Source organism: Tissierella creatinophila DSM 6911 (assembly GCF_001940565.1).
Classification (GTDB): Bacteria; Bacillota; Clostridia; order Tissierellales; family Tissierellaceae; genus Tissierella_A; species Tissierella_A creatinophila.
In genome coordinates this window covers 22,985-45,788 of record NZ_LTDM01000008.1, presented here as the reverse complement: position 1 = coordinate 45,788, position 22,804 = coordinate 22,985, and the positions used below count along the sequence as shown (strand labels likewise).

Below are 22,804 nucleotides of genomic sequence, written 5' to 3'. Positions count from 1 at the left end.
CCACTAGTCTTTAAAATGATTTTTAATTTCTCTATAAAACATTTCAATTACCCTATCAATTATAGCCAGGGAGGTAGTGCCTTGAATCTTTTGTTTATTGCCACCTCCTTTTACTATGATTTTTTCTGCTACTAAATTAAATATTTCTTTTAAATCTATATCTAAATTATGACTTTTACTTACTAAAAAACTGCAATGATCTTCATTTCCTAATTTATAGATTTGGATTAGATTTTCATTTTTTTCTAAATATGAAGATATAAGATTTAGTTCTTCTTTATTTATATTTCCTAGATTTTCTACGACATAATCTACATGATTAATTGTTTTCTTTTTATCTAAAAGGATTTCTGCTTTTAAAGAAATAAGCTCTTCTCTTAGAGCTCTATTTTCTTTTTGCATATTTTCTTTATCTTCTTTTAGCTTAAGAAACTTCTCTAGTACATCTGGTACTCCAGATGAAAGAGATAGGGCTATATCCTTTATATATCTATTTTTTAATGAATAGTCTTTTAAGGCTCTATTTCCACATATAAAGCTCACTCTAGTATTACCCTTGTATCTCTCAAAGTTTATAATTTTTATAAGTCCTATCTCACCTGTACTACCTACATGTGTACCACAGCAAGGAGAGGAACTTATATTATCTATATTTACTATTCTGATAGTTTTCCTCCCTTCTTGTATTTTTGAAATCTTTAAAACTTCTATACTGTTAGAATCTGAAAACTCGCTTAGAACCTTAAAGTTAGATTGTATTATTCTATTGGCAAGAGCTTCGATTTTAGAAATTTCATCTTCTGTTATATCTGGAAGTTCTATATCAATAGTTATATACTTTTCTCCCATATGAAAACCTATAGTTTCTGCATTAAGAAGTTTTTTAAATGCATCAGATAGTATATGTTGGCCAGTATGATTTTGCATTAAATCAAACCTATTCTCCCAATCTATAGATAAATGAACTTTATTAGATTCTATATCTTCTTCTATTACATGAATTATATCTCTACCATCTTCATATACGTTTATTACATTTTTGCCTTCGATAGTGCCTAAATCCCTAGGCTGACCCCCAGACATATTGGGAAAGAATATGGTTCTATCAAGTTTTATAAGAAAACTCTCATCCTTAAATGATTTACTTATTATAGTAGCATGTGTTTCTTTTAAATAAGGATTATTTATATATAGTTTTTTAGTCAATTAAATGTCCACCTTTCAAATTCTGTTGTGTTTTACTCCTCTAAACTATGGTATAATATCTAAAATATATATTTTAGGAGAGCTATATGAAAAGATCTTTTACTAATCTATTAGTTTTTTATATTTTTGGTATACTCATCTTTTATTTCGTGAATATTTCTTCTAACATAATAATTTTTTTATTTTTATTTTCAATACTCTATTTATCTTATAATATAATAAAATCAAGTTTAAATCAAAGTGTTTTATTATATTTGTTTTTAATATTAGGCATTTCTATAAGCTTTTTACACGCAAATGGAAATTTAGAAAAATCACTAGGACAAGAAGTATATGTAAAAGGAGTAGTAGAGCATTTAGATAAAAAAACTTCTGAAATAGAAAAGTATATTATAAGTGTAAAAGAAGTAAATGGTAAAAGTGTCCCAAAAGAGAAATCTCTTTTAACTATTATCGGAGAAAAAGATTTAAAACTAGGAAGTAGGGTTTTCTTTAAGGCTACTCTAAAACTCCCTATGGAAAATACAAATCCAGGACTATTTAATTATAAGCTATATCTTAAAACTAAAGGTATTTATACGCTTATGAGTATAGATAGTAATGCTATAGAGAAAATAGATATATCTAATATACCTATTAGATATAAAGTAAAAGAAAAGTCAATTTTAACAATAGAAAATGTATTTAAGTCTTATTTAAATAAAGAAAATAATTCTCTTATAACTTCTATAATATTAGGAGATAGCGATTATTTAGATGAGTCAAATGTAGAACTTTATAGGGATATGGGACTTGCCCATATACTTGCAGTATCAGGACTTCATATAGGGATCATTTCTTCGTTTTTAATGTTTTTAATTTCAAGGATTGGAATAAAGAGAAAGACAAATATCTTTATAACTCTTATTTTTATATGGTCTTATGGATATATAATTGGTTATCCTCCTTCTATCCTTAGAGCGAGCATTCTTTTTTCATTTCTTTATTTATCAAAGATTATACATAAGCCTTATGATTCATTAAATATACTTAGTCTAGCAGCAATCATACTACTTTTTATAAATCCATATAATTTATTTTCTGTGGGCTTTCAGTTATCATTTATAGCTAGTGGGTCTATAATAGTTTTTACTGATAGGATAACTTATTTACTTTATCCATTAAAGGGAAAGTTTATAGATACAATATCTAGCTTATTAGCAGTAAATATAGGAGTTAGCCCTGTACAGGCCTATTATTTTAATAAAATAAGTATATTAGGGTTTTTAGCCAATATTTTAATTGTTCCTATATTATCTTTTTCGCTTATACTATCATTTATAATGCTTGGGATAGAATTTATAGTACCCAGTTTAAATTCTTTATTGGGAATCGTTTTAAATGGAAGTCTAAATTTACAGTTTTTTATATTAAGACTTATAGGGAAATTTCCGATTAACTTAATCAGAGTTTTTTCACCTGAAATAATAACTATTGTTTTTATATTTATATTTTTCTTTATAATCTTTGAGATGATAGATATAAGCTCATTTAGTAAAGGTATAGAAAAGACTATAGTAATATATCTATTATTTTTAATACTGATAAATATAGTGAGTATAAAAGAAAACATGGAAATTCACTTTATAGATGTTGGACAAGGTGATAGTATATATATTCGAAGTGGGAAAAAAGATATTTTGATAGATACTGGAGGAAGTATATTTAAAAATCATAATATACCAGAGAAGATTGTTCTTCCTTATCTAGAAAAGATAGGTGTTAGAAAACTAGATGCTATATTCATATCACATTTTCATGAAGATCACTCTCAAGGACTTGAGATACTTTTAGATAACTTCAAGATAGGAAATATATTTATAAGTCATATACCTACTGACCCTTATTTAGACTTACTAAAAGATAATAGATACGTGCTTTTAAGAAAAGGGGATAATATTACTATAGATAAAAATACTAATTTTAAAGTGCTTTGGCCAATAGATGATATGGATTATGAAGACAATATAAACAATAAATCAATGGTAGGCGTTTTAAATTATAAGGATATAAAAGTTCTCTTTACAGGTGATATAGAAAAGGAAGTAGAAGAAAGTCTTTTAGAAGAGGTTAGAGGGGTAGATATATTAAAAGTAGGTCATCATGGAAGTGATACTTCTTCTACTTTAAGTTTTATAGAAGCCATAAGTCCAAAAATAGGAGTTATATCAGTGGGCCAAAAGAACATGTATAATCATCCAAGCGGTAGAGTAATAGGTATATTTGAAGAAAACAAAACTAAAGTTTACAGGACAGATAAAAATGGACTAGTTAAAATCGTAATAGTAGAAGATGGATATGAGGTAAGTCCATACCTAATAGATGAAAAAAAGAAGGAAGTATATTTAGAAGATTATTTACTTCATAATTATAATTATTTTCTATATAATTTACTATTCTTTTTAAGTGCCTATATACTTATCAAAAAATCTCCAGAGGAGGAATTAATAAATGATTTATAAAGATTTTTTTTCTAAGCTAAAAAAAGATGAGATAGAAAATTATTATCTTTTTACGGGCGAAGAAGAATATATGATGAAACTTGCTTTAGAAGAACTCAAAAATAAATATATAAGTAATGACTTTGAAACTCTAAATTATAATGTGATAGATGGCAAAAATGCAAATTTAGATACCCTTATAAATGCATCTGAAACACTTCCATTTATGTCTTCTAAAAAAATAGTTATTTTAAAAGACATTTCAAACTTTTTAGAAGAATTAGATGATAAAGCTAAAGAACAACTATACAAATACATAGTTAATTTAGGAGATTTCTTAGTTTTAATATTTATGGATGGATCGTATAGTCTTAAGAAAAACACTAAATTTTACAAACTGATAAAAAAGAATGATAGACAAGTAGAATTTACAAAACTTATAGGACAAGATATGAATAAGTGGATTAATACTCTTGCTAAAAAAAATATAAAGAAAATTTCTCAACTAAATATTAAATATTTTATAGACCAAACTTCTTATAACAGTAGAAATGTAGATTTAAATCTTTATGATTTAGAAAACGAATTTTTAAAAATTGTAGATTATGCGAAAGAGGAAGAAATTACAAAAGCAGATATAGATAATGTACTTATTAAAACTATAGATACAAATATATTTGAATTTTTAGAAGCATTTAGCAGTAAGTCAACAGAGAGGTCCTTGATGCTATTTAATCAAATGTATATTTCTGGTGAACCAATTCAAAGAATGTTTTTTATGATGATTAGGCAAATTAGACTTATACTTGGATATGTAATTTACAAAACCAAGGGATATGATAATAAAAGTATACAAGAGAAATTAAGTATAAAACCATATGAATTTGGTAAGATTCGCAATCAAGCTAGTGGCTTTAAGCTTGAAGAATTAGAAAATATAATGCAAAGACTATTAGAAATTGATAAAGCTATGAAAACTAGTATGACAGATGATAAATTATTAATAGAAACATTTTTTGTAGAGATAGGAAATGGCATGTATAATAAATAAAACTTCGGATATCCGAAGTTTTATTTATATTGCCTTATTTAATTTTTTTGTTAAGTGACTTAATTTCCTAGAAGATGCATTTTTATGAAGTATGTTATGATGTGTAGCTCTTTTTAGTTTTTTATCGATCATTTTTATTAATTCTTTAGCTTCTTCTATGTTTCCACTTTCAATAGCTTGATCAAATTTTTTCACATATGATTTTATTTCTGTTTTTTTACCTTTATTTAATTCAGTTCTATATTTAGCAACTTCTATTCTTTTCTTAGCTGATTTAATATTAGCCAATACTTTCACCTCCAATTAATCTAACACAAAATATTTTATCACGTGGGGATGGAAATTGCAAGGATAAATAATCATATAAATGGTTAAAATTATAAAAGAGGTAAATAAGCTATAAAAGGAGGAAAAAATGAATCATATATATACAGATTTAGCTGTTGAAAGTAGAGAAATATATAGTAAAGGAAAAGATATAGAAGTAGAGGGGGTAGCGGTAAAAGTAGAAGAGCAAGAAAACTACACTATAACTCTAGTAGAAGTGTTAAATGATGAAGGAAGCAAAAAAATTGGTAAGCCAATAGGTAAATATATAACTCTTCATTCCCCAAATCTTGATAATGCAGATGAGGATTTAAAAGATGAAATGAGCTTAGTTTTAGGAAAGGAGTTTAAAGGGTTAATAAAAGATTATAAAGCGGATAAAGTTCTAATAATTGGTTTAGGAAATTGGGATATAAGTTCTGATTCATTAGGTCCTAAGGTTATTGAGAGAGTACTTGTTACTCGTCAATATTTTATCAACTTTAACAAAGAATTTGATGAGTCCATGGCAAATGTAGCAGCTGTATCACCAGGGGTAATGGGTACTACGGGAATAGAGACTTTTGATATAGTAAAGGGAATAGTAGAAAAGATAAAGCCAGATATAGTAATTGCAGTAGATGCTCTATCTTCTAGAAAGATGGATAGGATAAGTACGACTATTCAACTATCCAATATTGGAATAAATCCTGGAAGTGGAATAGGAAATAAAAGAAAAGGGCTAACTGAAAAAACACTTGGGGTACCAGTATTTGCTATAGGTATACCTACAGTTGTAAATGCAGCTACTATGGTAAATGATACTATGGATCTAATAATAGATTCTATGAAACAAACTGAAGGAGTAGGGAGAGAATTTTATAATCTTTTAGATGATCTTTCCAAAGAAGATAAATATTCTTTAATAGATGAAGTCTTAAGCCCTTTTATGGGAAATGTAATAGTTACTCCTAAAGATATAGATGTGATTATAGAAGATCTCTCTATTATAATTGCAAATGGTTTAAACATTGCAGTTCACCCTGGGATAGATTTAAAAGATGTAAATAGATATATAAGGTAAATGTTTTTTATCATAGTTTTTTCACCCAATGAATATATATTAGACTATAAGTTTAAAATAGGAGGGTAAACTATGAGAAGACGAGGAAGCATGAGAAGAAAAACGAGATTTAAAAATCCAAAAAATTCTTTTAAAAATAATAAAAGTATATATATAATAATAGCTTTAATATGTATGATTGGGTTAAATATAGTATATATGACTATAACTTTATCAAAGAATATTAAAGCTAGTATTAGTATTCAAAATGAAGACTTTTCACAGGAAAATAATTTAGATAAGGTAGGGATTCTTTTAAAAGAAATTTTTAATAAAAAAGATAAAAAACAAGCTAAAGAAGATGTTGAGACTGGATATGAAACTGTTGAAGATTTTATTATAATAGATAATCTAGAGGAATATGAAAACTTTATAGTAGTAAGAGATCCTAGTGGAGAGATCAATCTAGAAGATATACCAGAGCCTGTAAATATTAAAAAGATTAAAGTAGATAAAACCAGACCTTATATTTTAGCATTCCATACTCATGCTAATGAAGGATATCAACCATTAAAAAAGCCTATAAATTATACTTCTGATAATAACCAAAATGTAACATCTATTGGAGATATATTTTCTAAGGTTTTAGAAAATGGTAGTCATAAAATAATTCACAATAAAACTCATCATGATGTACCTTCATTTAATAAAAGTTATTCTAGGAGTTTAAATACCATTAAAACTGAAATGGCTAAAGAAGGAAATCTTAAGTTTTTATTTGATATTCATAGGGATGGAGTTCAGATTAAAGCAAATACTGATAAAGAATACTTTGAAAAAATTAAGAAAAATGCTGAAAAGTTTAGTACAACAATTGATGGGAAAGATGTAGCCACATTTTCGCTTGTAGTAGGACCTGATAGTGCAAATTTTAAAGAAAACTTAAGTTATGCTAAATATATAAAGGCAGTTTCTGATGCAGTATATCCTGGACTTTGTAAAGGTATAATAATAAAAAAAGTAGGTAGATTTAATCAATACCTATCAGATTACTCTGCTCTTATTGAAGTAGGGGCAAATGTAAATACAATTGATCAGTCAAAAGAAACTGCAAAACTTATAGGGGAAATATTGAATATTGTAATTTCAAAACTTATCCTTTAATTATCCTATTAAAATGGTATAATATAAGTATAGAAGGAGGAATAAAGTTGGTAAATAATAGAAATGATAAAAATGAATCCAATAATAATAAAGGAAATAAAGATGATATAATGGATTGGATAAAGAGTATTACATTTGCTATAATAGTTGCGGTTCTAATTAATACTTTCTTGTTTAACTCTACTTATGTATTAGGAAATTCTATGCAGCCCACCTTACATGAAAAAGATAGGCTATTTTCTGTAAAGGTGTCATTGTTTTTTAAGGGTCCTGAAAGAGGAGATATAGTAGTTATAGAAGCACCAGATGATACTAAAAAAGATTATATTAAAAGAGTAATAGGTGTAGAAGGCGATTTAGTGGAGATAATAGAAGGAAGAGTATATTTAAATAAAAAACTACTAGAAGAAGATTATATAGAAAAAGACTCTTATACACATGTATACAATACGGACACTTGGGAAGTTCCTAAAGGAGAAGTCTTTGTATTAGGAGATAATAGAGAAAAAAATGCTAGCAAGGATAGTAGAAGCTTTGGAACTGTAGATGAGAAAAGTGTAAAGGGAATAACTGGATTTAGATATTTTCCTATAGATAATAGATTTGGATCTTTAAATTAGAATAGACTTCCAGATAACTGGTTAAAATAATTTGGGTGATAATTATTGGAAACTAGAATGGGAAAAAATAAAAGACTTCGAAAATTAGGCAGAAAAAAGAAAGCAAAAAGATTTGTTATTATTTGGATGGTTTTTTTAATGTTAGTAGGACTATATATAGTTAATAGTGAAATACAAAGAAAAAATTATCTGGAAAATTCTAATTTATTTAAATTAGAGATAGAAGATAGAGCAATAAATTTTTTAGGGAAAAAATATTATTTGGATTTAAACTTTTTTAGCAAATATTTACCGTAAGGTTGAAGGATATCTTAAGTAAGATATCCTTATTTTAATAGTGTTTTACATATGTATGAAAATTTGCTATAATTATTTAGAATGAACTAAAGGAGGAACGTACCTTAAATGAATAAAAACAATAAGAGGAATATAAGAAATTTCTCCATAATAGCCCATATAGATCATGGCAAGTCTACTCTTGCAGATAGGCTTATAGAAAAGACTGGAATGTTAACTTCTCGTCAGATGCATTCTCAAGTGTTAGATAATATGGATTTAGAAAGAGAAAGAGGCATAACAATTAAATTAAAGGCAGTAAGACTTATTTATAAGGCTAAAGATGGGGAAGAATACATACTAAATCTTATAGATACTCCTGGTCATGTAGATTTTACCTATGAGGTTTCAAGATCTCTAGCTGCATGTGAGGGTGCTATTTTAATAGTAGATGCAACACAGGGAATAGAAGCACAAACTCTAGCAAATGTGTATTTAGCTTTAGACCAAGATTTAGAAATACTTCCTGTTATAAATAAAATAGATCTTCCAAGTGCAAGACCTGAAGAAGTAAAAGCTGAAGTAGAGGATATAATAGGAATTGACTGTGAAGAAGCCCCTTTAATATCAGCTAAAGATGGTACAAATATAGAAAGTGTATTAGAAGAAATAGTAAGTAAAGTACCAGCTCCTCAAATGGATGTAGATGCTCCTTTGAAGGCTTTAATATTTGATTCTATATATGACACCTATAAAGGAGTAATATGTTATATAAGAGTCTTTGAAGGAACTATAAAGCCAGGAATGGAAATAAAGCTTATGGCTACAGGTAAGACTTTTGAGGTAGTAGAAGTTGGTGTAATAACTGGCAAGCACGTTGTTTTAGATAAACTCGAAGCGGGAGATGTAGGATTTCTAACAGCAAGCATCAAAAATGTAAAAGAAGCTACAGTTGGAGATACTATAACAGAAAAATCAAATCCCACAAAAGAAGCTCTACCAGGGTATAAAGAAGTTATACCAATGGTTTATAGTGGAATATATCCAGCAGAAGGAGAAGATTTCAACTCAGTTAGAGAGGCTTTAGAAAAACTACAGGTAAATGACGCAGCTTTAATATTTGAACCGGAAACATCTGTTGCTCTAGGGTTTGGATTTAGATGTGGATTTTTAGGTCTGCTTCATATGGAAATAATACAAGAGAGACTAGATAGAGAATTTAATTTAAATATAATTACAACAGCTCCAAGTGTTATATATAAAGTAATGAAAAATAATGGAGAGATGCTTGAGATTCAAAATCCAAGTAATCTACCACCCCAAACTGAAATTGATTATATGGAAGAACCAATAGTTAAGGCTTCTATTATGACACCTACTGATTACGTAGGAACTATAATGGAACTTTGTCAAAACAAACGAGGTAGCTTTATAAATATGGAGTATTTAGAAGAAACTAGGGTAATACTTCATTATGAATTACCTCTAAATGAGGTTATATATGATTTCTTTGATGCTTTAAAATCTAAGACACGAGGCTATGCTTCTTTTGATTATGAACTAAAAGGATATGTAAGATCAGATCTTGTAAAATTAGATTTACTTATAAATGCTGAATCAGTAGATGCTTTTTCACTTATAGTTCATAGAGATAAGGCATATGAAAGAGGAAAAAGTATAACCCAAAAGCTAGTAGATGTCATTCCAAGGCATCAATTTGCAGTGCCTATACAAGCTGCGGTAGGTTCTAAAATAATTGCACGTGAAACTATTAGAGCGCTCCGAAAAGATGTATTAGCTAAATGTTATGGAGGAGATATTTCTCGTAAGAGAAAATTATTGGAAAAGCAAAAAGAAGGTAAAAAGAAAATGAGACAAATAGGTTCAGTAGAAGTTCCTCAAGAGGCATTTTTAACTGTATTAAAATATGATGAATAAAAAAATGCGTACCGGAAAGGTACGTATTTTTAAATATGGGAGGAACAATGAAAGAAATAGGACTTTATATTCATATACCATTTTGCAAAAGCAAATGTTACTATTGTGATTTCACTAGCTTTTCAAACCAAGAAAATATCGTAGAAAAATATATAGAAAACTTGGTAAAAGAATTAAGTATCTATAAAGAAATTATAAAGGAAGACAGGATAAAAACTATATTTATAGGAGGTGGTACTCCTTCTTATATAGATGAAAAACATATAGAGCAAATACTTAAGTTTATAAGAGCAAACTTTAATATAGAAACTTTAGAAGAGGTAACTATAGAGATAAATCCTGGTACTTTAGATATTAAAAAAGCAAAAGTATATAAAAATGCTGGGATAAATAGAATTAGTATGGGTGTACAAACTTTAAATGATACTCATCTAAAAAATATAGGGAGAATTCACACTCAAAAAGAATTTTATGATTCATATGATATTTTAAGAAAAGCAGGCTTTACCAATATAAACGTAGATTTTATATTTGGTCTTCCTGATGAAACTATAGAAGATGTAGAGGAAAATTTAAAAGCGATAGAATCTCTCAAACCAGAGCATGTTTCTTATTATGGATTAATACTTGAAAAGGATACACCTTTATATAGATTAAATAAAAACAATAAACTAAATCTTCCAAGCGAAAGTCAAGAACGAGAGATGTATCATCTTATAAAGAAAAGGTTAAAAAATATGGGCTATAGACATTATGAAATTTCAAATTTTGCATTAAAAGAAAAAGAATGTAAACATAATATACTATATTGGACAATAGAACCTTATATAGGAGTGGGGCTCTCTAGTCATTCATATCTTAACAATAGAAGGTTTTGGAATAGAGATAATTTTAAGGATTATTTTATAGATTTAAACAAAGGAATACTACCTATAGAAGGTGGAGAAGATACAAATAGAGATATGGAGATTGCAGAGTTTTCTATAATGAGCCTGAGACTTATAGAAGGTATAGATAAAAAAAGATTTAAAGAAAGATTTAAAAAAGATATAAAATATTATTTTAAACAAATAATTAATAAACATTTAAAGGATGGACTAATAGTAGAAGATGATAACTTTATAAAACTTACAAGTAAAGGATTGGACCTTTCTAATCTAGTAGAAATAGATTTTTTATTATAATAAATAGGAAAGTTCTTGTTTTTTAAATTTATAGATAAAAAGAGCTTTCCGTCAATGAATTTCAATAAAAATTACCTTATAATATTTTTATTGAAGTTTTTATTATAAATTTTGCCTTTATCTATTGACAAATAAGTTTAAAAGTGATAATTTAATACTATAGTAGTTAGCACTCTAAAGGATAGACTGCTAACAACATCCAAGATATAGATTCCGAGGTGAGAATAATGTTGGATGAAAGAAAGTTAAAAGTTTTATATGCTATAATAGATAGTTATATAGATAGTGCTGAGCCTGTAGGTTCTAGAACTATTTCTAAAAACTTTAATTTAGGTGTTAGTTCAGCTACCATAAGAAATGAAATGTCAGATTTAGAAGAACAAGGATATTTAAATAAACCGTATTCTTCAGCGGGCAGAATCCCTTCGGAAAAAGCTTATAGGCTTTATGTAGATGAACTATTAAAGTCACAAGCAACAATTGAAAAGAAATCAAAGGATTTCGATATAAAAAACATGACATCTAAAGAGGGATATGATATAGAGGATTTTATGCAAAATGCAGCTAAGTTTCTTTCTGTATTTACAAATTATACCTCTATCGTTGCTTCACCTAAATTCCAAGATAGCATAATAAAACATATTCAATTGATACCTTTAGAAGGTCTTGGGGTATTAATAGTTATAGTTTTAAACAATGGAATGGTTAAAAATCCTATATATAAATCAACTAAAAAGATTAGTTCAAATGATTTAAATACTATATCTAATATTATCAGTGAAGAATTAAAGGGCATAAATTTAGAAGAGCTATTTATTAAATTGGAAAATGGGTATTCTTATAAAGATGATAAAAAAGAACCCCATAAGTATAAGGAGTTAATAGATAGTATATTTCCGATAATTTTAAATTCTATTGAGGATCTAATTACTATAGAATTATATTTTGAAGGGCTTACTAATATTTTTAATTTTCCAGAATATAAAGATATAGAAAAAGCTAAATCACTGATGTCTTTTATAGAAAACAAAGATTTAATATTAAATATGTTAGCAAATACTTCTTCAAATGAAGATGTAAATATTATAATTGGAAATGAAAATATTTACTCTCCAATAAAAGATATAAGTATTATAACTACCAATTACAAGACTGGAGATAAAATCTTTGGGAGGGTAGGACTTATTGGCCCTATGCGTATGGATTATGAAAACTTGATCAATACTTTAAAAAGATTCTCTAAAGATATAAATGAAGCAATGAATTTTTTATTTGATGAGTAGATGTAGATAAATAATTAAATCTGAGGTGAAAAGATGAAACTAGATAAAGATGAAAAAGAAAAAGAAGATTTGAAAGATGAAAATCTAGAAGAAGAGCAAAATTTCCAAGCAGAACAATCAATAGATTCTAACAATGAAGAATTAGATAAAGTTTTAAAAGAAAATGAAGAGCTTACTACTAGATTTCAAAGGCTACAAGCTGATTTTGTAAATTATAGAAAAAGAGTTGAAAAAGAAAAAGAAAGTCTTGTAAGCTATGGCGTAGAAACATTAGTGTTAGAAATACTGCCTATATTAGATAATTTCGAAAGAGCAATGGATGTTGAGAAAGATAAGGAAGATTCATTTTTTAAAGGTATAGAGATGATTTATGATGGACTCATAGAAGTTTTAAATAAAAATGGTATTGAAGAAATAGATTCTTTAGAAAAACCATTTAATCCAGAGTATCATCATGCAGTCGGAATGGAAGATTCTAAAGAATATGATAAGGATACAATAATTAGAATCTTACAAAAAGGGTATATTATAAAAGATAAGGTTATAAGACCATCAATGGTAATAGTTTCACAATAAATATGTTATTTAGGAGGAAAATTAAATGGGAAAAATAATAGGAATTGACTTAGGTACAACTAACTCTGCTGTAGCTGTAATGGAAGGTGGAGAAGCTACAATAATACCTAATGTTGAGGGAAATAGAACTACACCATCAGTTGTTGCTTTTACAAAAGATGGTGAAAGATTAGTAGGAGAAACTGCAAAAAGACAAGCTATAACAAATCCAGAGAGAACTATACAATCTGTAAAAAGAGAAATGGGTACAGATTATAAAATAAGCATAGATGGCAAAGATTATACGCCACCAGAATTATCCGCTATGATTCTTCAAAAGATAAAAGCAGATGCTGAAAGTTATCTAGGTGAAAAAATTACAGAAGCAGTAATAACTGTTCCAGCTTATTTTACTGATAGCCAAAGGCAAGCTACTAAAGATGCAGGAAAAATTGCAGGTTTAGAAGTAAAAAGAATTATAAACGAGCCTACAGCAGCAGCTCTTGCTTATGGAATGGATAAACAAGAAGGCCAACATAAGATAATGGTGTTTGACTTAGGTGGAGGAACCTTTGACGTTTCTATACTTGAACTTGGAGATGGAGTATTTGAAGTACTCTCTACTAGAGGAAACAATGTTCTTGGAGGAGACGATTTTGACAATAAATTAATAAATTATATAAATGATTCATTTAAAAAAGAAAATGGTGTAAATCTTACAAAAGATAAGATGAGTCTTCAAAGATTAAAAGAAGCAGCAGAAAAAGCGAAAAAAGAATTATCTTCAACTATGTCTACAAGTATAAACTTACCATTTATAACTGCAACTCAAGCAGGTCCTGTTCACTTAAATATGGATATAACTCGTGCAAAGTTTGAAGAACTTACTTCAGATTTAGTAGACAAGACTATGGAACCTGTGAAGCTTGCTCTTAAAGATGCTAATCTTAAAGCGGGAGATATAGAAAAAGTATTGTTAGTAGGGGGATCTACTAGAATACCAGCAGTTCAATCAGCAGTTAAAAACTTAATAGGAAAAGAACCTCAAAAAGATATAAACCCAGATGAGTGTGTGGCATTAGGAGCTGCAATTCAAGGTGGAGTTTTAAGTGGAGAAGTAAAAGATTTATTATTATTAGATGTTACACCTCTTTCATTAGGGCTTGAAACACTTGGAGGGGTAACTACAAGATTAATTGAAAGAAATACAACCATTCCTACTAAGAAATCTCAAACATTTACAACAGCTGCTGATCAACAAACATCAGTAGACATTCATGTACTACAAGGTGAAAGAGAGATGGCAAGGGATAATACTACTCTAGGTAGATTCCAACTTACTGGAATACCAACAGCTCCAAGAGGAGTTCCTCAAATAGAGGTTACTTTTGACATAGATGCCAACGGTATAGTAAATGTTAGTGCTAAAGATTTAGGAACAGGAAAAGAACAAAGAATAACTATAACATCTTCTTCAAATCTAACAGATGATGAAATAGATAAAAAAATAAAAGAAGCAGAAAGATTTGCAGAAGAAGATAAAAATAAAAAAGAAGCTATCGAAGTTAGAAATACAGCAGATACACTAGTTTATCAAACAGAAAAAACATTAAAAGATTTAGAAGGTAAGATTTCAGAAGATGAAAAATCTCAAGTAGAATCTAAATTAGAAGAGTTGAAAAAAACATTAGAATCTGATAATATGGAAGAAATAAAAGCAAAAACTGAGGAACTAAATCAAGAATTTTATAAGATTTCAGAAAAACTATATCAAAATGCAAATCCAGGCGAAGCTGGCCCAGAGGGAAGTGCTCCTGAAGATGATGTAGTAGAGGGAGATTATGAAGTAGTAGATGAAGACTAATACTAGATAAAGATTAGTATTAAATCATTAACAAATAAAATTCAAAGCTAAATCTTAAGATTTAGCTTTGAATTTTTAATGTTACATATCGTTCTTTTAAGAAAGTGGGGAATTTTGTTTGAGAGATTATTATGAAATATTAGGATTAGAAAAAGATGCTAGTGAAGATGAGATAAAAAAAGCATATAGAATTATAGCTAAAAAATATCATCCTGATTTAAATCCAAATGATGAAGAAGCGGAGCAAAAGTTTAAAGAAGCGACAGCTGCCTATGAAATACTTAGAGATTCAGAAAAAAGATCTCGCTATGATAGATTTGGTCATGATGGAGTAGATTCAAATGGACAAGGTTTTGGAGGATTTGGAGGTTTTGGAGATATATTTGAAGATATCGCTGATATCTTTGGAGGAGGATTTTCAAGCAGTAGGGGTAGAAGATCAGGTCCTGTGCAAGGTGAAGATTTAAGATATGGTTTAAATATAGATTTAAAAGATGCAGTCTTTGGAGCTAAAAAAACTATTAATATAAGAAGACAAGAAACATGTAGTACATGTGATGGGAGCGGTGCAAAGCCTGGTACAGATAAGAAAACATGTAGTAGATGCAATGGGTCGGGTCAAGTAAGATATGCTCAACAAACTCCATTTGGACAGTTTGTAAGGAGTGCTACTTGCGATACATGTGAAGGTACTGGAGAGCTATTTGAAGAAAAATGTGATAAATGTGATGGAATAGGAAAAGAATATAAAAATAGAGAAATAAACATAAACATTCCACCTGGAGTAGATAGTGATTCGGTTATATCTATGAGAGGAGAAGGAGAAGCAGGAGAAAGAGGAGGACCTCCGGGAGATCTTTATATTTATATAGATGTAGAAGAAGATACTATATTTAAAAGAGATAGAAACAATATATTTGTAGAGATACCTATAACTTTCCCAGAAGCAGTTCTTGGTTCAGAGATTGAAGTACCAACTTTAGAAGGAATTGAAAAGTTTGATCTTCCAAAAGGAACTCAAACTGGTACTGAGTTTAAACTAAAAAACAAAGGAGTACCAAGCTTAAGAGGTGGAGGAAAGGGAGATTTATACTTTACTGTAGTTGTTCAAGTTCCAAAGACTATAAATGAAAAACAAGAGGAGCTTCTTTTAGAGTTTTCTAAGAGTATGGGAGAAGAACTTCATAAACATAAAAAAGGATTTTTTGACAAAGTAAAAGATGTTTTTAAATAAAAACTATTACCTCTTTTGAGGCAATAGTTTTTTTACTAGAAAATAAACTTTCTTTAAGATATAATTAAATAGAATACAAAAATAGGAAGTGTTATAGATGAAATGGTTAGAGATAAATGCAACTATATCTAATGAAAATGAAGAAATAGTTGCAGGAATATTTTATAGCATAGGGGCAAATGCGTTAGATATAGAAGATCCAAATGATTTAATAGATTTATCCCAGAGAAAACAAGAGTGGGACTTTTTTGGGATAGACTTAGAAGGTCTAAATTTTGATAAGATAAAGATAAAAGCTTATTTTTCTAAGGAAGAAGATATAGATTCAATATTATCTTTTTTAAAAGAAAACATCGAAGCAAAAGGATTAGGGAGCATAAGCACTACAGAAATAGAAGATGAAGATTATCTAAACAATTGGAAAAAGTACTTTAAACCTTTTAAAATAGGTGATAATATAATTATAAAGCCTTCTTGGGAAGAGTATGATGAAAAGAAAGAAGATATAATTATAGATATAGACCCTGGTATGGCATTTGGTACGGGAACTCATGAGACAACTTCTCTTTGTATCGAAGCATTAGAAAAATATATAAAAAAAGGTGATACTGTTTTTGACATAGGGTGTGGGAGTGGTATTTTAAGCATTGTATGTGCTAAACTTGGAGCTAAAAAAGTTGTAGCTATAGACTTAGATCCCCTATGCGTAAAAATATCTAAAGAAAACATATTAAAAAACAATCTAGAAGATATAGTAGAAGTTAAAAAGGGAGACTTGTTACAGGTCATAAAAGGTAAGGCTGATGTAATAGTAGCCAATATAATAGCAGAAATTATACTTAATATGACAGATAGTATCAAAAACTATTTAATTGATGGTGGTATATTTATATCATCTGGTATAATATTGAATAAAAAAGATATGGTTTTAGAAGCTTTAAATAAGAATGATTTCAAAATAGAAGAAATAAAAATACAAGGTGAATGGGTATCTATAATATCCGTTAAAAATTAGGTGATAAGATGCATAGGTTTTTTGCAATTAAAGATGATGTTAAACAAGACAAAATAATTATAAAAGATAAAGACTTTAACCATATTAAAAATGTTTTAAGAATGCAAGTAGGGGAAAAACTAGAAGTATCTTCTGATGGAATGCTCTATGCAGGAGAGATAGCTAGTATTTTAGATGACTCTATAATTATAAATATATTAGAATCCAAAGTTTCTTGCCAAGAAGACATAGAGATAACGCTTTTTCAAGGATTAGCTAAAGGTAGCAAGATGGATTTAATAATTCAAAAGGGAACAGAGATAGGTATCAAAAATTTTTATGCTGTTTCAACCCATAGAACAATAGTTAAGATAAATGATGAAAAAAAAGAAAAAAATCGACTTAATAGGTGGAATGCTATAGCCCAGGAGGCTGCTAAACAGTCAAAGAGAACTTATATACCTGAGGTTAAAGACATAATAAATTTTAAAGAGATGATAGGATTATTAAAGGAAGAAAATATAATTATAGTTCCATATGAAGATGAAAAAAACATCTCTATCGGTGAAGTTTTAAAAGAAATAAAAGGTAAAAATGAGAAAAAAATAAATTTAATTATAGGACCAGAAGGTGGGTTTGAAAAAGAAGAAATAGAGACTATAAAGGATGTAGGAGGAAGCATTGTTTCTCTCAGTTCTAAGATACTACGAACTGAAACAGCGGGTTTCGTTGCTTCTACAATTATATTATATGAACTTTCTGGATTAGGAGTGATTTGATGAAGAAAGTAGCATTTCATACTCTAGGTTGTAAAGTAAATCAATATGAAACTGGGGCTATGGAAAAGTTGTTTGAAGATAGAGATTATTCTATAGTAAGTGATACTGAAGTAGCAGATATATATATTATAAATACTTGTACAGTTACAAATCTATCAGATAGAAAATCTAGGCAATTTATTAGAAGAGTAAAAAAACTAAATGAAGAAGCCATAATAGCAGTAGTAGGATGCTATGCTCAAGTTTCACCTGAAGAAATAGAAGATTTACCGTTTGTAGATGTTATAATGGGAACTACTGAAAGAAATAGAGTAGTAGACTTATGTGAAATGGCTAAACAAGAAAATAAAAAATTTAATATAGTAAAAGATATAAGCACTAATACGGAGTTTGAAAAACTTGAAATAGATAATATCAATTCTAAGACTCGTGCATATATAAAAATTCAAGATGGATGTAATCAGTACTGTTCATATTGTATAATACCATATGCTAGGGGTCCTATAAGAAGTAGAGACTTAGAAGATATAATAGAAGAGGCGAAGACTCTTTCTGAAGCAGGATTTAAAGAGCTAGTCCTTACGGGTATTCATGTTGCATCATATGGAAAGGATTTAAAAGATCTTGCTCTTATAGATGTTATAGAAAAAATATCCCAGATAGATGGGATAGAGAGAATTAGGCTAAGTTCAGTAGAACCAAATCTAATAGATAAAGAGTTTATGGAAAGAATAGTTAAAACTAAAAAGGTATGTGATCATTTCCATCTTTCACTTCAAAGTGGTTCAAATACTGTATTAAAGAGAATGAATAGAAAATATACTTCAGAAGAATTTGAGGAAAAGACTAGTTTAATTAGAAAATTCATGCCCTATGCTGGGTTAACTACAGATATAATAGTGGGTTTTCCAGAAGAAACTGAAGAAGAGTTTAATGAAACATTAGAATTTGTGAAAAAAATAGGCTTTTCAAAAATCCATGTATTTAAATATTCTCCAAGAAAAGGTACGCCAGCGGCTAGATCTAAAACTCAAATAAATGGAATTATTAAAAATGAAAGAAGTAAAAGCCTTATAGAATTAGGTGAAAAATTAACAGAAAAATTTAATAGTAAATTTATAGGTCAAAGTCTTGAGGTGCTATTTGAAGAAAGTTCACAAGAAAATATATTAGAAGGTTATACTACAAATTATATTAGAGCAAAAGTTCACTCTGATTATGATATAATAGGAGATATAAAGAAGATAAATATAGTGGATACAGATGGAGAGATACTAGTAGGAAATTAAAGGAGGTGAAAATTATGGATGATTGTCTATTTTGTAAAATAGCAAATGGAGAAATAGCTAGTGAGTTTTTATATGAAGATGATGAATTTGTGGCATTTTCTGATATAAACCCAATAGCTCCAATTCATATTTTAATCATTCCTAAAACTCATATTGCTTCTGCAGATGATATTGATGAAAAAAATTCATATTTAATTGGAAAGATATTTACAATAGCAAGTCAACTTGCAAAAGATATGGGACTTAAAAAAGGATATAGGATTGTAAACAACTGCAAAGAAGATGGTGGTCAAAGTGTAGATCACATTCATTTTCATTTATTAGGTGGAAGACAAATGTTATGGCCACCAGGTTAAAAAGATTCTTGAAATAAATTTAGATTTAATGTATAATGAATTAGTATGAAAGTTCTACCAGTTAATAGTATGGCAACAGTCTAATGGGTAGAGGGGAGGGAAATCAACATGTCAGAAATAAAAGTAGGAGAAAGTGAATCACTAGATAGTGCTTTAAAAAGATTTAAAAGACAATGTGCACGCTCTGGAGTAATAGGGGAAGTAAGAAAAAGAGAACACTATGAAAAACCAAGTGTTAGAAAAAAATTAAAAGCTGAAGCGGCTAAAAAGAAAAAAAGTAAAAGATTCTAATTGAGAAGGTGAAAATATGTCCCTTGAAAAGAAACTTATGGAAGATTTAAAAACCTCCATGAAAAACAAAGATACCATTAGAAAAAATACTATAACATTGGTAAGAGCTGCTATAAAGCAAATTGAAGTTGATGAAAGAAGAGAAGTATCACAAGATGAGATTATGGAAATAATTTCTAAGCAATTAAAGGAAAAAAGGCTTGCAATTGAAGACTTTGAAAAAGGAAATAGGCAAGATCTTATAGATTTGACAAATAAAGAAATGGACATTCTTTTAGAATATCTTCCTAAACAACTTACAGAAGAAGAAGTTGAACTAATAGTTGAAGAAACTATTGCAGAAATAGGGGCTTCTTCTATGAAGGATATTGGACTTATGATGAAAAGTGTTATGCCAAAAGTAAAAGGCAGAACAGATGGAAATATAGTAAGTAAAATAGTAAAGAATAAATTAACTTAGCCTGGGATTAAATCCAGGCTTTTTTGTAACTAAAATCACTAAAGATGGGTAAATATAATAAGTATACATTATTTATGTTTTATATAGAATTTATTTATGTTTTTAAAATATAAATATAATGGGGGTGGATTTATGAAAAAGATAAGAATTTTTTTACCAATACTTATACTTTTATTAGTTTTTAGTTCTCTTAGCATTGCAGATAATAGTGATGATGTATATGTAGTACCTATAAAGGGAGAAATAAACAAGGCTACTGCAAATTTTGTAAAAGATGCTATAAAAGATGCAAATAAAAATAGCCCAAAAGCTATAATATTTGAAATCAACACATATGGAGGTTTGGTAGATCAGGCTATAGAAATAAAAGATGCTATTATTTCTACTAATATACCAACTATATCCTTTGTAAATAACAAAGCTATCTCAGCAGGGGTTCTAATAACTATAGCAAGTGAAAACGTAGTTATGTCTACAAATTCCACTATTGGATCTGCAGAAACAATTCCAAATACAGAAAAAAACCTTTCATTCTGGAGATCGGTATTAAGAGATACCGCTGTATATAGAGGTAGAAATGATAAAATAATTCAAGCTATGGCAGATAAAGATATAGAAGTAGAAGGATTAAATAAAAAAGGGAAATTAGTAAATCTCACATCAAAAGAAGCTTTAAAATATGAAATAACTGATCATATATCTAATGATTATGAGGATATATTGGCTAAGCTTGACATTGAAAATGCCAATATAAAAGAATACAAAGAAGGTTTACAAATAAAGCTTGCTAAATATATTGCAACACCAGCTCTTAGTAGTTTACTTTTAACTATCGCATTTGTAGGACTTATAATAGAACTTTTAACCCCAGGGTTTGGATTAGGAGGAACTTTGAGTATACTTGGTTTTGGGCTATATTTCTCAGGAAATATTTTAGCCGGAAGCTCAAACTGGACCTCACTTGCACTATTTGTCACAGGGCTTATACTTATTGTGATAGAAGCTATAATTCCAGGGTTTGGGTTGCCAGGTATAAGTGGTGTAATCTTAGTATTAGTTGGGATAGTTTTAGCTACTGATTCTTTAAATATTGCACTGTTTTCATTGAGTATCTCTATTATAATAACTACAATCGTAACTATAATTTTAGTCAAACTTGGTTATAGAAGTAAACTTTTAGATGCGTTTATATTAACCGGACAAAATAAAAAACAAGAAATCTATATAAATTCTAGATCTAAAGATGTATATTTAGAAAAGATAGGAACAGCAGTTACGGAACTTCGACCCTCAGGGTTTATAAATATAGAAGGTGAAAGATTAGATGCATTATCTGATGAAGGATTTATTCACTCAGGAGAATCTATTAAAGTAATAAGGGTTGAAGGATCAAAAATATTTGTTAGGAGGATTTGATATGATAGAAGGAGGTTCAGTTATTTTGCCAATAGTATTAGCTATAATGATTATAATTATAGTTATGTTATTCTTTACATTTATTCCAGTGGGCTTATGGATAACAGCTTTTTTCTCAGGAGTTAAGATTAAGATATTAACTCTAATGGGAATGAGACTTAGAAGAGTAGCACCAGGTAGGATAGTTAATCCAATGATAAAAGCTACAAAAGCAGGACTTGATTTAGATGTTGATGAACTAGAGGCACATTATTTAGCTGGAGGAAATGTAAATACTCTAATAGATGCACTTATAGCTGCACAAAGGGCAGAGATACCTCTAGACTTTGATAGAGCTGCTGCAATAGATTTAGCAGGAAGAAATGTGTTAGAAGCGGTACAAGTAAGTGTTAATCCAAAGGTGATAGAAACACCCCAAATAGCTGCAGTATCTAAAGATGGAATAGAGGTAATAATTAAAGCTAGAGTTACAGTTAGGGCTAATATTGAAAGGCTAGTTGGAGGTGCAGGAGAGGAAACTATAATAGCAAGAGTAGGAGAGGGTATTGTTACTACAGTAGGTAGTTCTAACAACCACAAAGATGTATTGGAAAATCCAGATAGTATATCAAAGACTATTTTAAGTAAGGGTCTTGACTCTGGAACTGCATTTGAAATTCTATCAATTGATATAGCAGATGTTGATATCGGGAGAAATATAGGGGCAAGGTTACAGATGGATCAAGCTGAAGCCGATAAGAGGATAGCTGAGGCAAAAGCTGAAGAAAGAAGAGCAATGGCAGTAGCCAAAGAACAAGAAATGAAGGCGGAAGTTGTGGCAATGAGATCTAAAGTAGTCGAAGCCGAAGCTGAAGTTCCACTAGCACTTGCAACTGCTTTAAGGGATGGAAAACTTGGAGTAATGGACTATTATAATATGGAAAACGTATTAGCTGATACGGATATGAGAAACTCAATTTCCAAGATTACTGATGACGATAAAAAAGGTAAATAGG

General features: G+C 29.0%; 22 protein-coding genes. 20 read left to right on the top strand and 2 right to left on the bottom strand.

Going from position 1 to position 22,804, the window contains the following annotated elements:
* Window positions 1-3 precede the first annotated feature (3 nt).
* On the bottom strand, window positions 4-1,206 hold the full coding sequence (locus TICRE_RS03135; protein ID WP_075725036.1) for an alanyl-tRNA editing protein: 1,203 nt from the start codon (window positions 1,204-1,206) through the stop codon (window positions 4-6).
* Window positions 1,207-1,292: 86 nt separating this feature from the next.
* Between TICRE_RS03135 and TICRE_RS03130 the strand changes: the two genes are divergently transcribed.
* Both TICRE_RS03130 and holA read left to right on the top strand, forming a co-directional pair.
* The gene (locus TICRE_RS03130; RefSeq protein WP_075725034.1) at window positions 1,293-3,707 is read left to right on the top strand and encodes a DNA internalization-related competence protein ComEC/Rec2; all 2,415 of its coding nucleotides are present in this window, start codon (window positions 1,293-1,295) and stop codon (window positions 3,705-3,707) included.
* Window positions 3,697-4,737 (top strand): DNA polymerase III subunit delta, encoded by a 1,041-nt coding sequence (gene holA, locus TICRE_RS03125; RefSeq protein ID WP_075725032.1) that lies wholly within the window; start codon window positions 3,697-3,699, stop codon window positions 4,735-4,737. The genes TICRE_RS03130 and holA overlap by 11 nt, the downstream gene beginning before the upstream one ends.
* Window positions 4,738-4,761: 24 nt before the next feature.
* On the opposite strand, the gene rpsT is transcribed toward holA, so the two are convergent.
* Window positions 4,762-5,025 carry a 30S ribosomal protein S20 gene (gene rpsT, locus TICRE_RS03120; RefSeq protein WP_075725030.1) on the bottom strand — a complete coding sequence of 88 codons (264 nt, stop codon included), beginning with the start codon at window positions 5,023-5,025 and terminating at the stop codon, window positions 4,762-4,764.
* Window positions 5,026-5,152: 127 nt separating this feature from the next.
* On the opposite strand from rpsT, the gene gpr reads away from it, so the two are divergent.
* The 18 genes from gpr (at window position 5,153) to floA (ending at window position 22,803) form a co-directional block, all read left to right on the top strand.
* A complete protein-coding gene (gpr, locus tag TICRE_RS03115) occupies window positions 5,153-6,127 on the top strand; it encodes a GPR endopeptidase (RefSeq protein WP_075725028.1) in 975 nt (324 codons plus the stop codon).
* 72 nt (window positions 6,128-6,199) lie between these two features.
* Complete coding sequence (gene spoIIP, locus TICRE_RS03110; protein WP_075725026.1) at window positions 6,200-7,270, top strand: stage II sporulation protein P; 1,071 nt, start codon at window positions 6,200-6,202, stop codon at window positions 7,268-7,270.
* Between the two features lie 47 nt (window positions 7,271-7,317).
* The gene (gene lepB, locus TICRE_RS03105; RefSeq protein ID WP_233120133.1) at window positions 7,318-7,890 is read left to right on the top strand and encodes a signal peptidase I; all 573 of its coding nucleotides are present in this window, start codon (window positions 7,318-7,320) and stop codon (window positions 7,888-7,890) included.
* A 57-nt stretch (window positions 7,891-7,947) separates the two neighbouring features.
* A complete protein-coding gene (locus TICRE_RS03100; RefSeq protein ID WP_158016393.1) occupies window positions 7,948-8,187 on the top strand; it encodes a hypothetical protein in 240 nt (79 codons plus the stop codon).
* A 108-nt stretch (window positions 8,188-8,295) separates the two neighbouring features.
* Complete coding sequence (gene lepA / locus TICRE_RS03095; RefSeq protein WP_075725022.1) at window positions 8,296-10,104, top strand: translation elongation factor 4; 1,809 nt, start codon at window positions 8,296-8,298, stop codon at window positions 10,102-10,104.
* A gap of 47 nt (window positions 10,105-10,151) precedes the next feature.
* Window positions 10,152-11,288 (top strand): radical SAM family heme chaperone HemW, encoded by a 1,137-nt coding sequence (gene hemW / locus TICRE_RS03090; RefSeq protein ID WP_075725020.1) that lies wholly within the window; start codon window positions 10,152-10,154, stop codon window positions 11,286-11,288.
* A gap of 227 nt (window positions 11,289-11,515) precedes the next feature.
* Entirely contained in the window at window positions 11,516-12,571 is a 1,056-nt protein-coding gene (gene hrcA, locus TICRE_RS03085; RefSeq protein WP_084191785.1) for a heat-inducible transcriptional repressor HrcA, read from the top strand.
* 33 nt (window positions 12,572-12,604) lie between these two features.
* The gene (grpE, locus tag TICRE_RS03080; RefSeq protein WP_075725018.1) at window positions 12,605-13,147 is read left to right on the top strand and encodes a nucleotide exchange factor GrpE; all 543 of its coding nucleotides are present in this window, start codon (window positions 12,605-12,607) and stop codon (window positions 13,145-13,147) included.
* A 25-nt stretch (window positions 13,148-13,172) separates the two neighbouring features.
* Window positions 13,173-14,990, top strand: a complete 1,818-nt coding sequence (dnaK, locus tag TICRE_RS03075; protein WP_075725016.1) for a molecular chaperone DnaK — start codon at window positions 13,173-13,175, stop codon at window positions 14,988-14,990.
* A 118-nt stretch (window positions 14,991-15,108) separates the two neighbouring features.
* Window positions 15,109-16,224, top strand: coding sequence for a molecular chaperone DnaJ (dnaJ, locus tag TICRE_RS03070; RefSeq protein WP_075725014.1), 1,116 nt, complete (start codon window positions 15,109-15,111; stop codon window positions 16,222-16,224).
* Window positions 16,225-16,321: 97 nt separating this feature from the next.
* Entirely contained in the window at window positions 16,322-17,239 is a 918-nt protein-coding gene (gene prmA / locus TICRE_RS03065; RefSeq protein ID WP_075725012.1) for a 50S ribosomal protein L11 methyltransferase, read from the top strand.
* 8 nt (window positions 17,240-17,247) lie between these two features.
* On the top strand, window positions 17,248-17,997 hold the full coding sequence (locus tag TICRE_RS03060; protein WP_075725010.1) for an RsmE family RNA methyltransferase: 750 nt from the start codon (window positions 17,248-17,250) through the stop codon (window positions 17,995-17,997).
* The gene (gene mtaB, locus TICRE_RS03055; RefSeq protein WP_075725008.1) at window positions 17,997-19,286 is read left to right on the top strand and encodes a tRNA (N(6)-L-threonylcarbamoyladenosine(37)-C(2))-methylthiotransferase MtaB; all 1,290 of its coding nucleotides are present in this window, start codon (window positions 17,997-17,999) and stop codon (window positions 19,284-19,286) included. Before TICRE_RS03060 ends, mtaB begins: the two co-directional genes overlap by 1 nt.
* Before the next feature lie 14 nt (window positions 19,287-19,300).
* Window positions 19,301-19,642: a histidine triad nucleotide-binding protein gene (locus tag TICRE_RS03050; protein ID WP_075725006.1), complete on the top strand. Its 342-nt coding sequence runs from the start codon at window positions 19,301-19,303 to the stop codon at window positions 19,640-19,642.
* A 108-nt stretch (window positions 19,643-19,750) separates the two neighbouring features.
* Window positions 19,751-19,933 carry a 30S ribosomal protein S21 gene (rpsU, locus tag TICRE_RS03045; protein ID WP_075725004.1) on the top strand — a complete coding sequence of 61 codons (183 nt, stop codon included), beginning with the start codon at window positions 19,751-19,753 and terminating at the stop codon, window positions 19,931-19,933.
* Window positions 19,934-19,949: 16 nt separating this feature from the next.
* A complete protein-coding gene (locus tag TICRE_RS03040; RefSeq protein ID WP_075725002.1) occupies window positions 19,950-20,393 on the top strand; it encodes a GatB/YqeY domain-containing protein in 444 nt (147 codons plus the stop codon).
* Window positions 20,394-20,525: 132 nt separating this feature from the next.
* Window positions 20,526-21,809: an NfeD family protein gene (locus TICRE_RS03035; protein ID WP_075725000.1), complete on the top strand. Its 1,284-nt coding sequence runs from the start codon at window positions 20,526-20,528 to the stop codon at window positions 21,807-21,809.
* A gap of 1 nt (window position 21,810) precedes the next feature.
* Entirely contained in the window at window positions 21,811-22,803 is a 993-nt protein-coding gene (gene floA / locus TICRE_RS03030) for a flotillin-like protein FloA (RefSeq protein ID WP_075724998.1), read from the top strand.
* The last annotated feature ends 1 nt before the right edge of the window (window position 22,804 follow it).

What these genes read in the sequence shown, in the direction of transcription:
- dnaK (WP_075725016.1), top strand. Translation starts at nt 13,173, where the DNA reads ATGGGAAAAATAATAGGAATTGACTTAGGTACAACTAACTCTGCTGTA.
- mtaB (WP_075725008.1), top strand. Translation starts at nt 17,997, where the DNA reads ATGAAGAAAGTAGCATTTCATACTCTAGGTTGTAAAGTAAATCAATAT.
- hrcA (WP_084191785.1), top strand. Translation starts at nt 11,516, where the DNA reads ATGTTGGATGAAAGAAAGTTAAAAGTTTTATATGCTATAATAGATAGT.
- rpsU (WP_075725004.1), top strand. Translation starts at nt 19,751, where the DNA reads ATGTCAGAAATAAAAGTAGGAGAAAGTGAATCACTAGATAGTGCTTTA.
- TICRE_RS03035 (WP_075725000.1), top strand. Translation starts at nt 20,526, where the DNA reads ATGAAAAAGATAAGAATTTTTTTACCAATACTTATACTTTTATTAGTT.
- floA (WP_075724998.1), top strand. Translation starts at nt 21,811, where the DNA reads ATGATAGAAGGAGGTTCAGTTATTTTGCCAATAGTATTAGCTATAATG.
- grpE (WP_075725018.1), top strand. Translation starts at nt 12,605, where the DNA reads ATGAAACTAGATAAAGATGAAAAAGAAAAAGAAGATTTGAAAGATGAA.
- hemW (WP_075725020.1), top strand. Translation starts at nt 10,152, where the DNA reads ATGAAAGAAATAGGACTTTATATTCATATACCATTTTGCAAAAGCAAA.
- lepA (WP_075725022.1), top strand. Translation starts at nt 8,296, where the DNA reads ATGAATAAAAACAATAAGAGGAATATAAGAAATTTCTCCATAATAGCC.
- holA (WP_075725032.1), top strand. Translation starts at nt 3,697, where the DNA reads ATGATTTATAAAGATTTTTTTTCTAAGCTAAAAAAAGATGAGATAGAA.
- TICRE_RS03100 (WP_158016393.1), top strand. Translation starts at nt 7,948, where the DNA reads ATGGGAAAAAATAAAAGACTTCGAAAATTAGGCAGAAAAAAGAAAGCA.
- prmA (WP_075725012.1), top strand. Translation starts at nt 16,322, where the DNA reads ATGAAATGGTTAGAGATAAATGCAACTATATCTAATGAAAATGAAGAA.
- TICRE_RS03130 (WP_075725034.1), top strand. Translation starts at nt 1,293, where the DNA reads ATGAAAAGATCTTTTACTAATCTATTAGTTTTTTATATTTTTGGTATA.
- spoIIP (WP_075725026.1), top strand. Translation starts at nt 6,200, where the DNA reads ATGAGAAGACGAGGAAGCATGAGAAGAAAAACGAGATTTAAAAATCCA.
- gpr (WP_075725028.1), top strand. Translation starts at nt 5,153, where the DNA reads ATGAATCATATATATACAGATTTAGCTGTTGAAAGTAGAGAAATATAT.
- TICRE_RS03050 (WP_075725006.1), top strand. Translation starts at nt 19,301, where the DNA reads ATGGATGATTGTCTATTTTGTAAAATAGCAAATGGAGAAATAGCTAGT.
- TICRE_RS03040 (WP_075725002.1), top strand. Translation starts at nt 19,950, where the DNA reads ATGTCCCTTGAAAAGAAACTTATGGAAGATTTAAAAACCTCCATGAAA.
- TICRE_RS03060 (WP_075725010.1), top strand. Translation starts at nt 17,248, where the DNA reads ATGCATAGGTTTTTTGCAATTAAAGATGATGTTAAACAAGACAAAATA.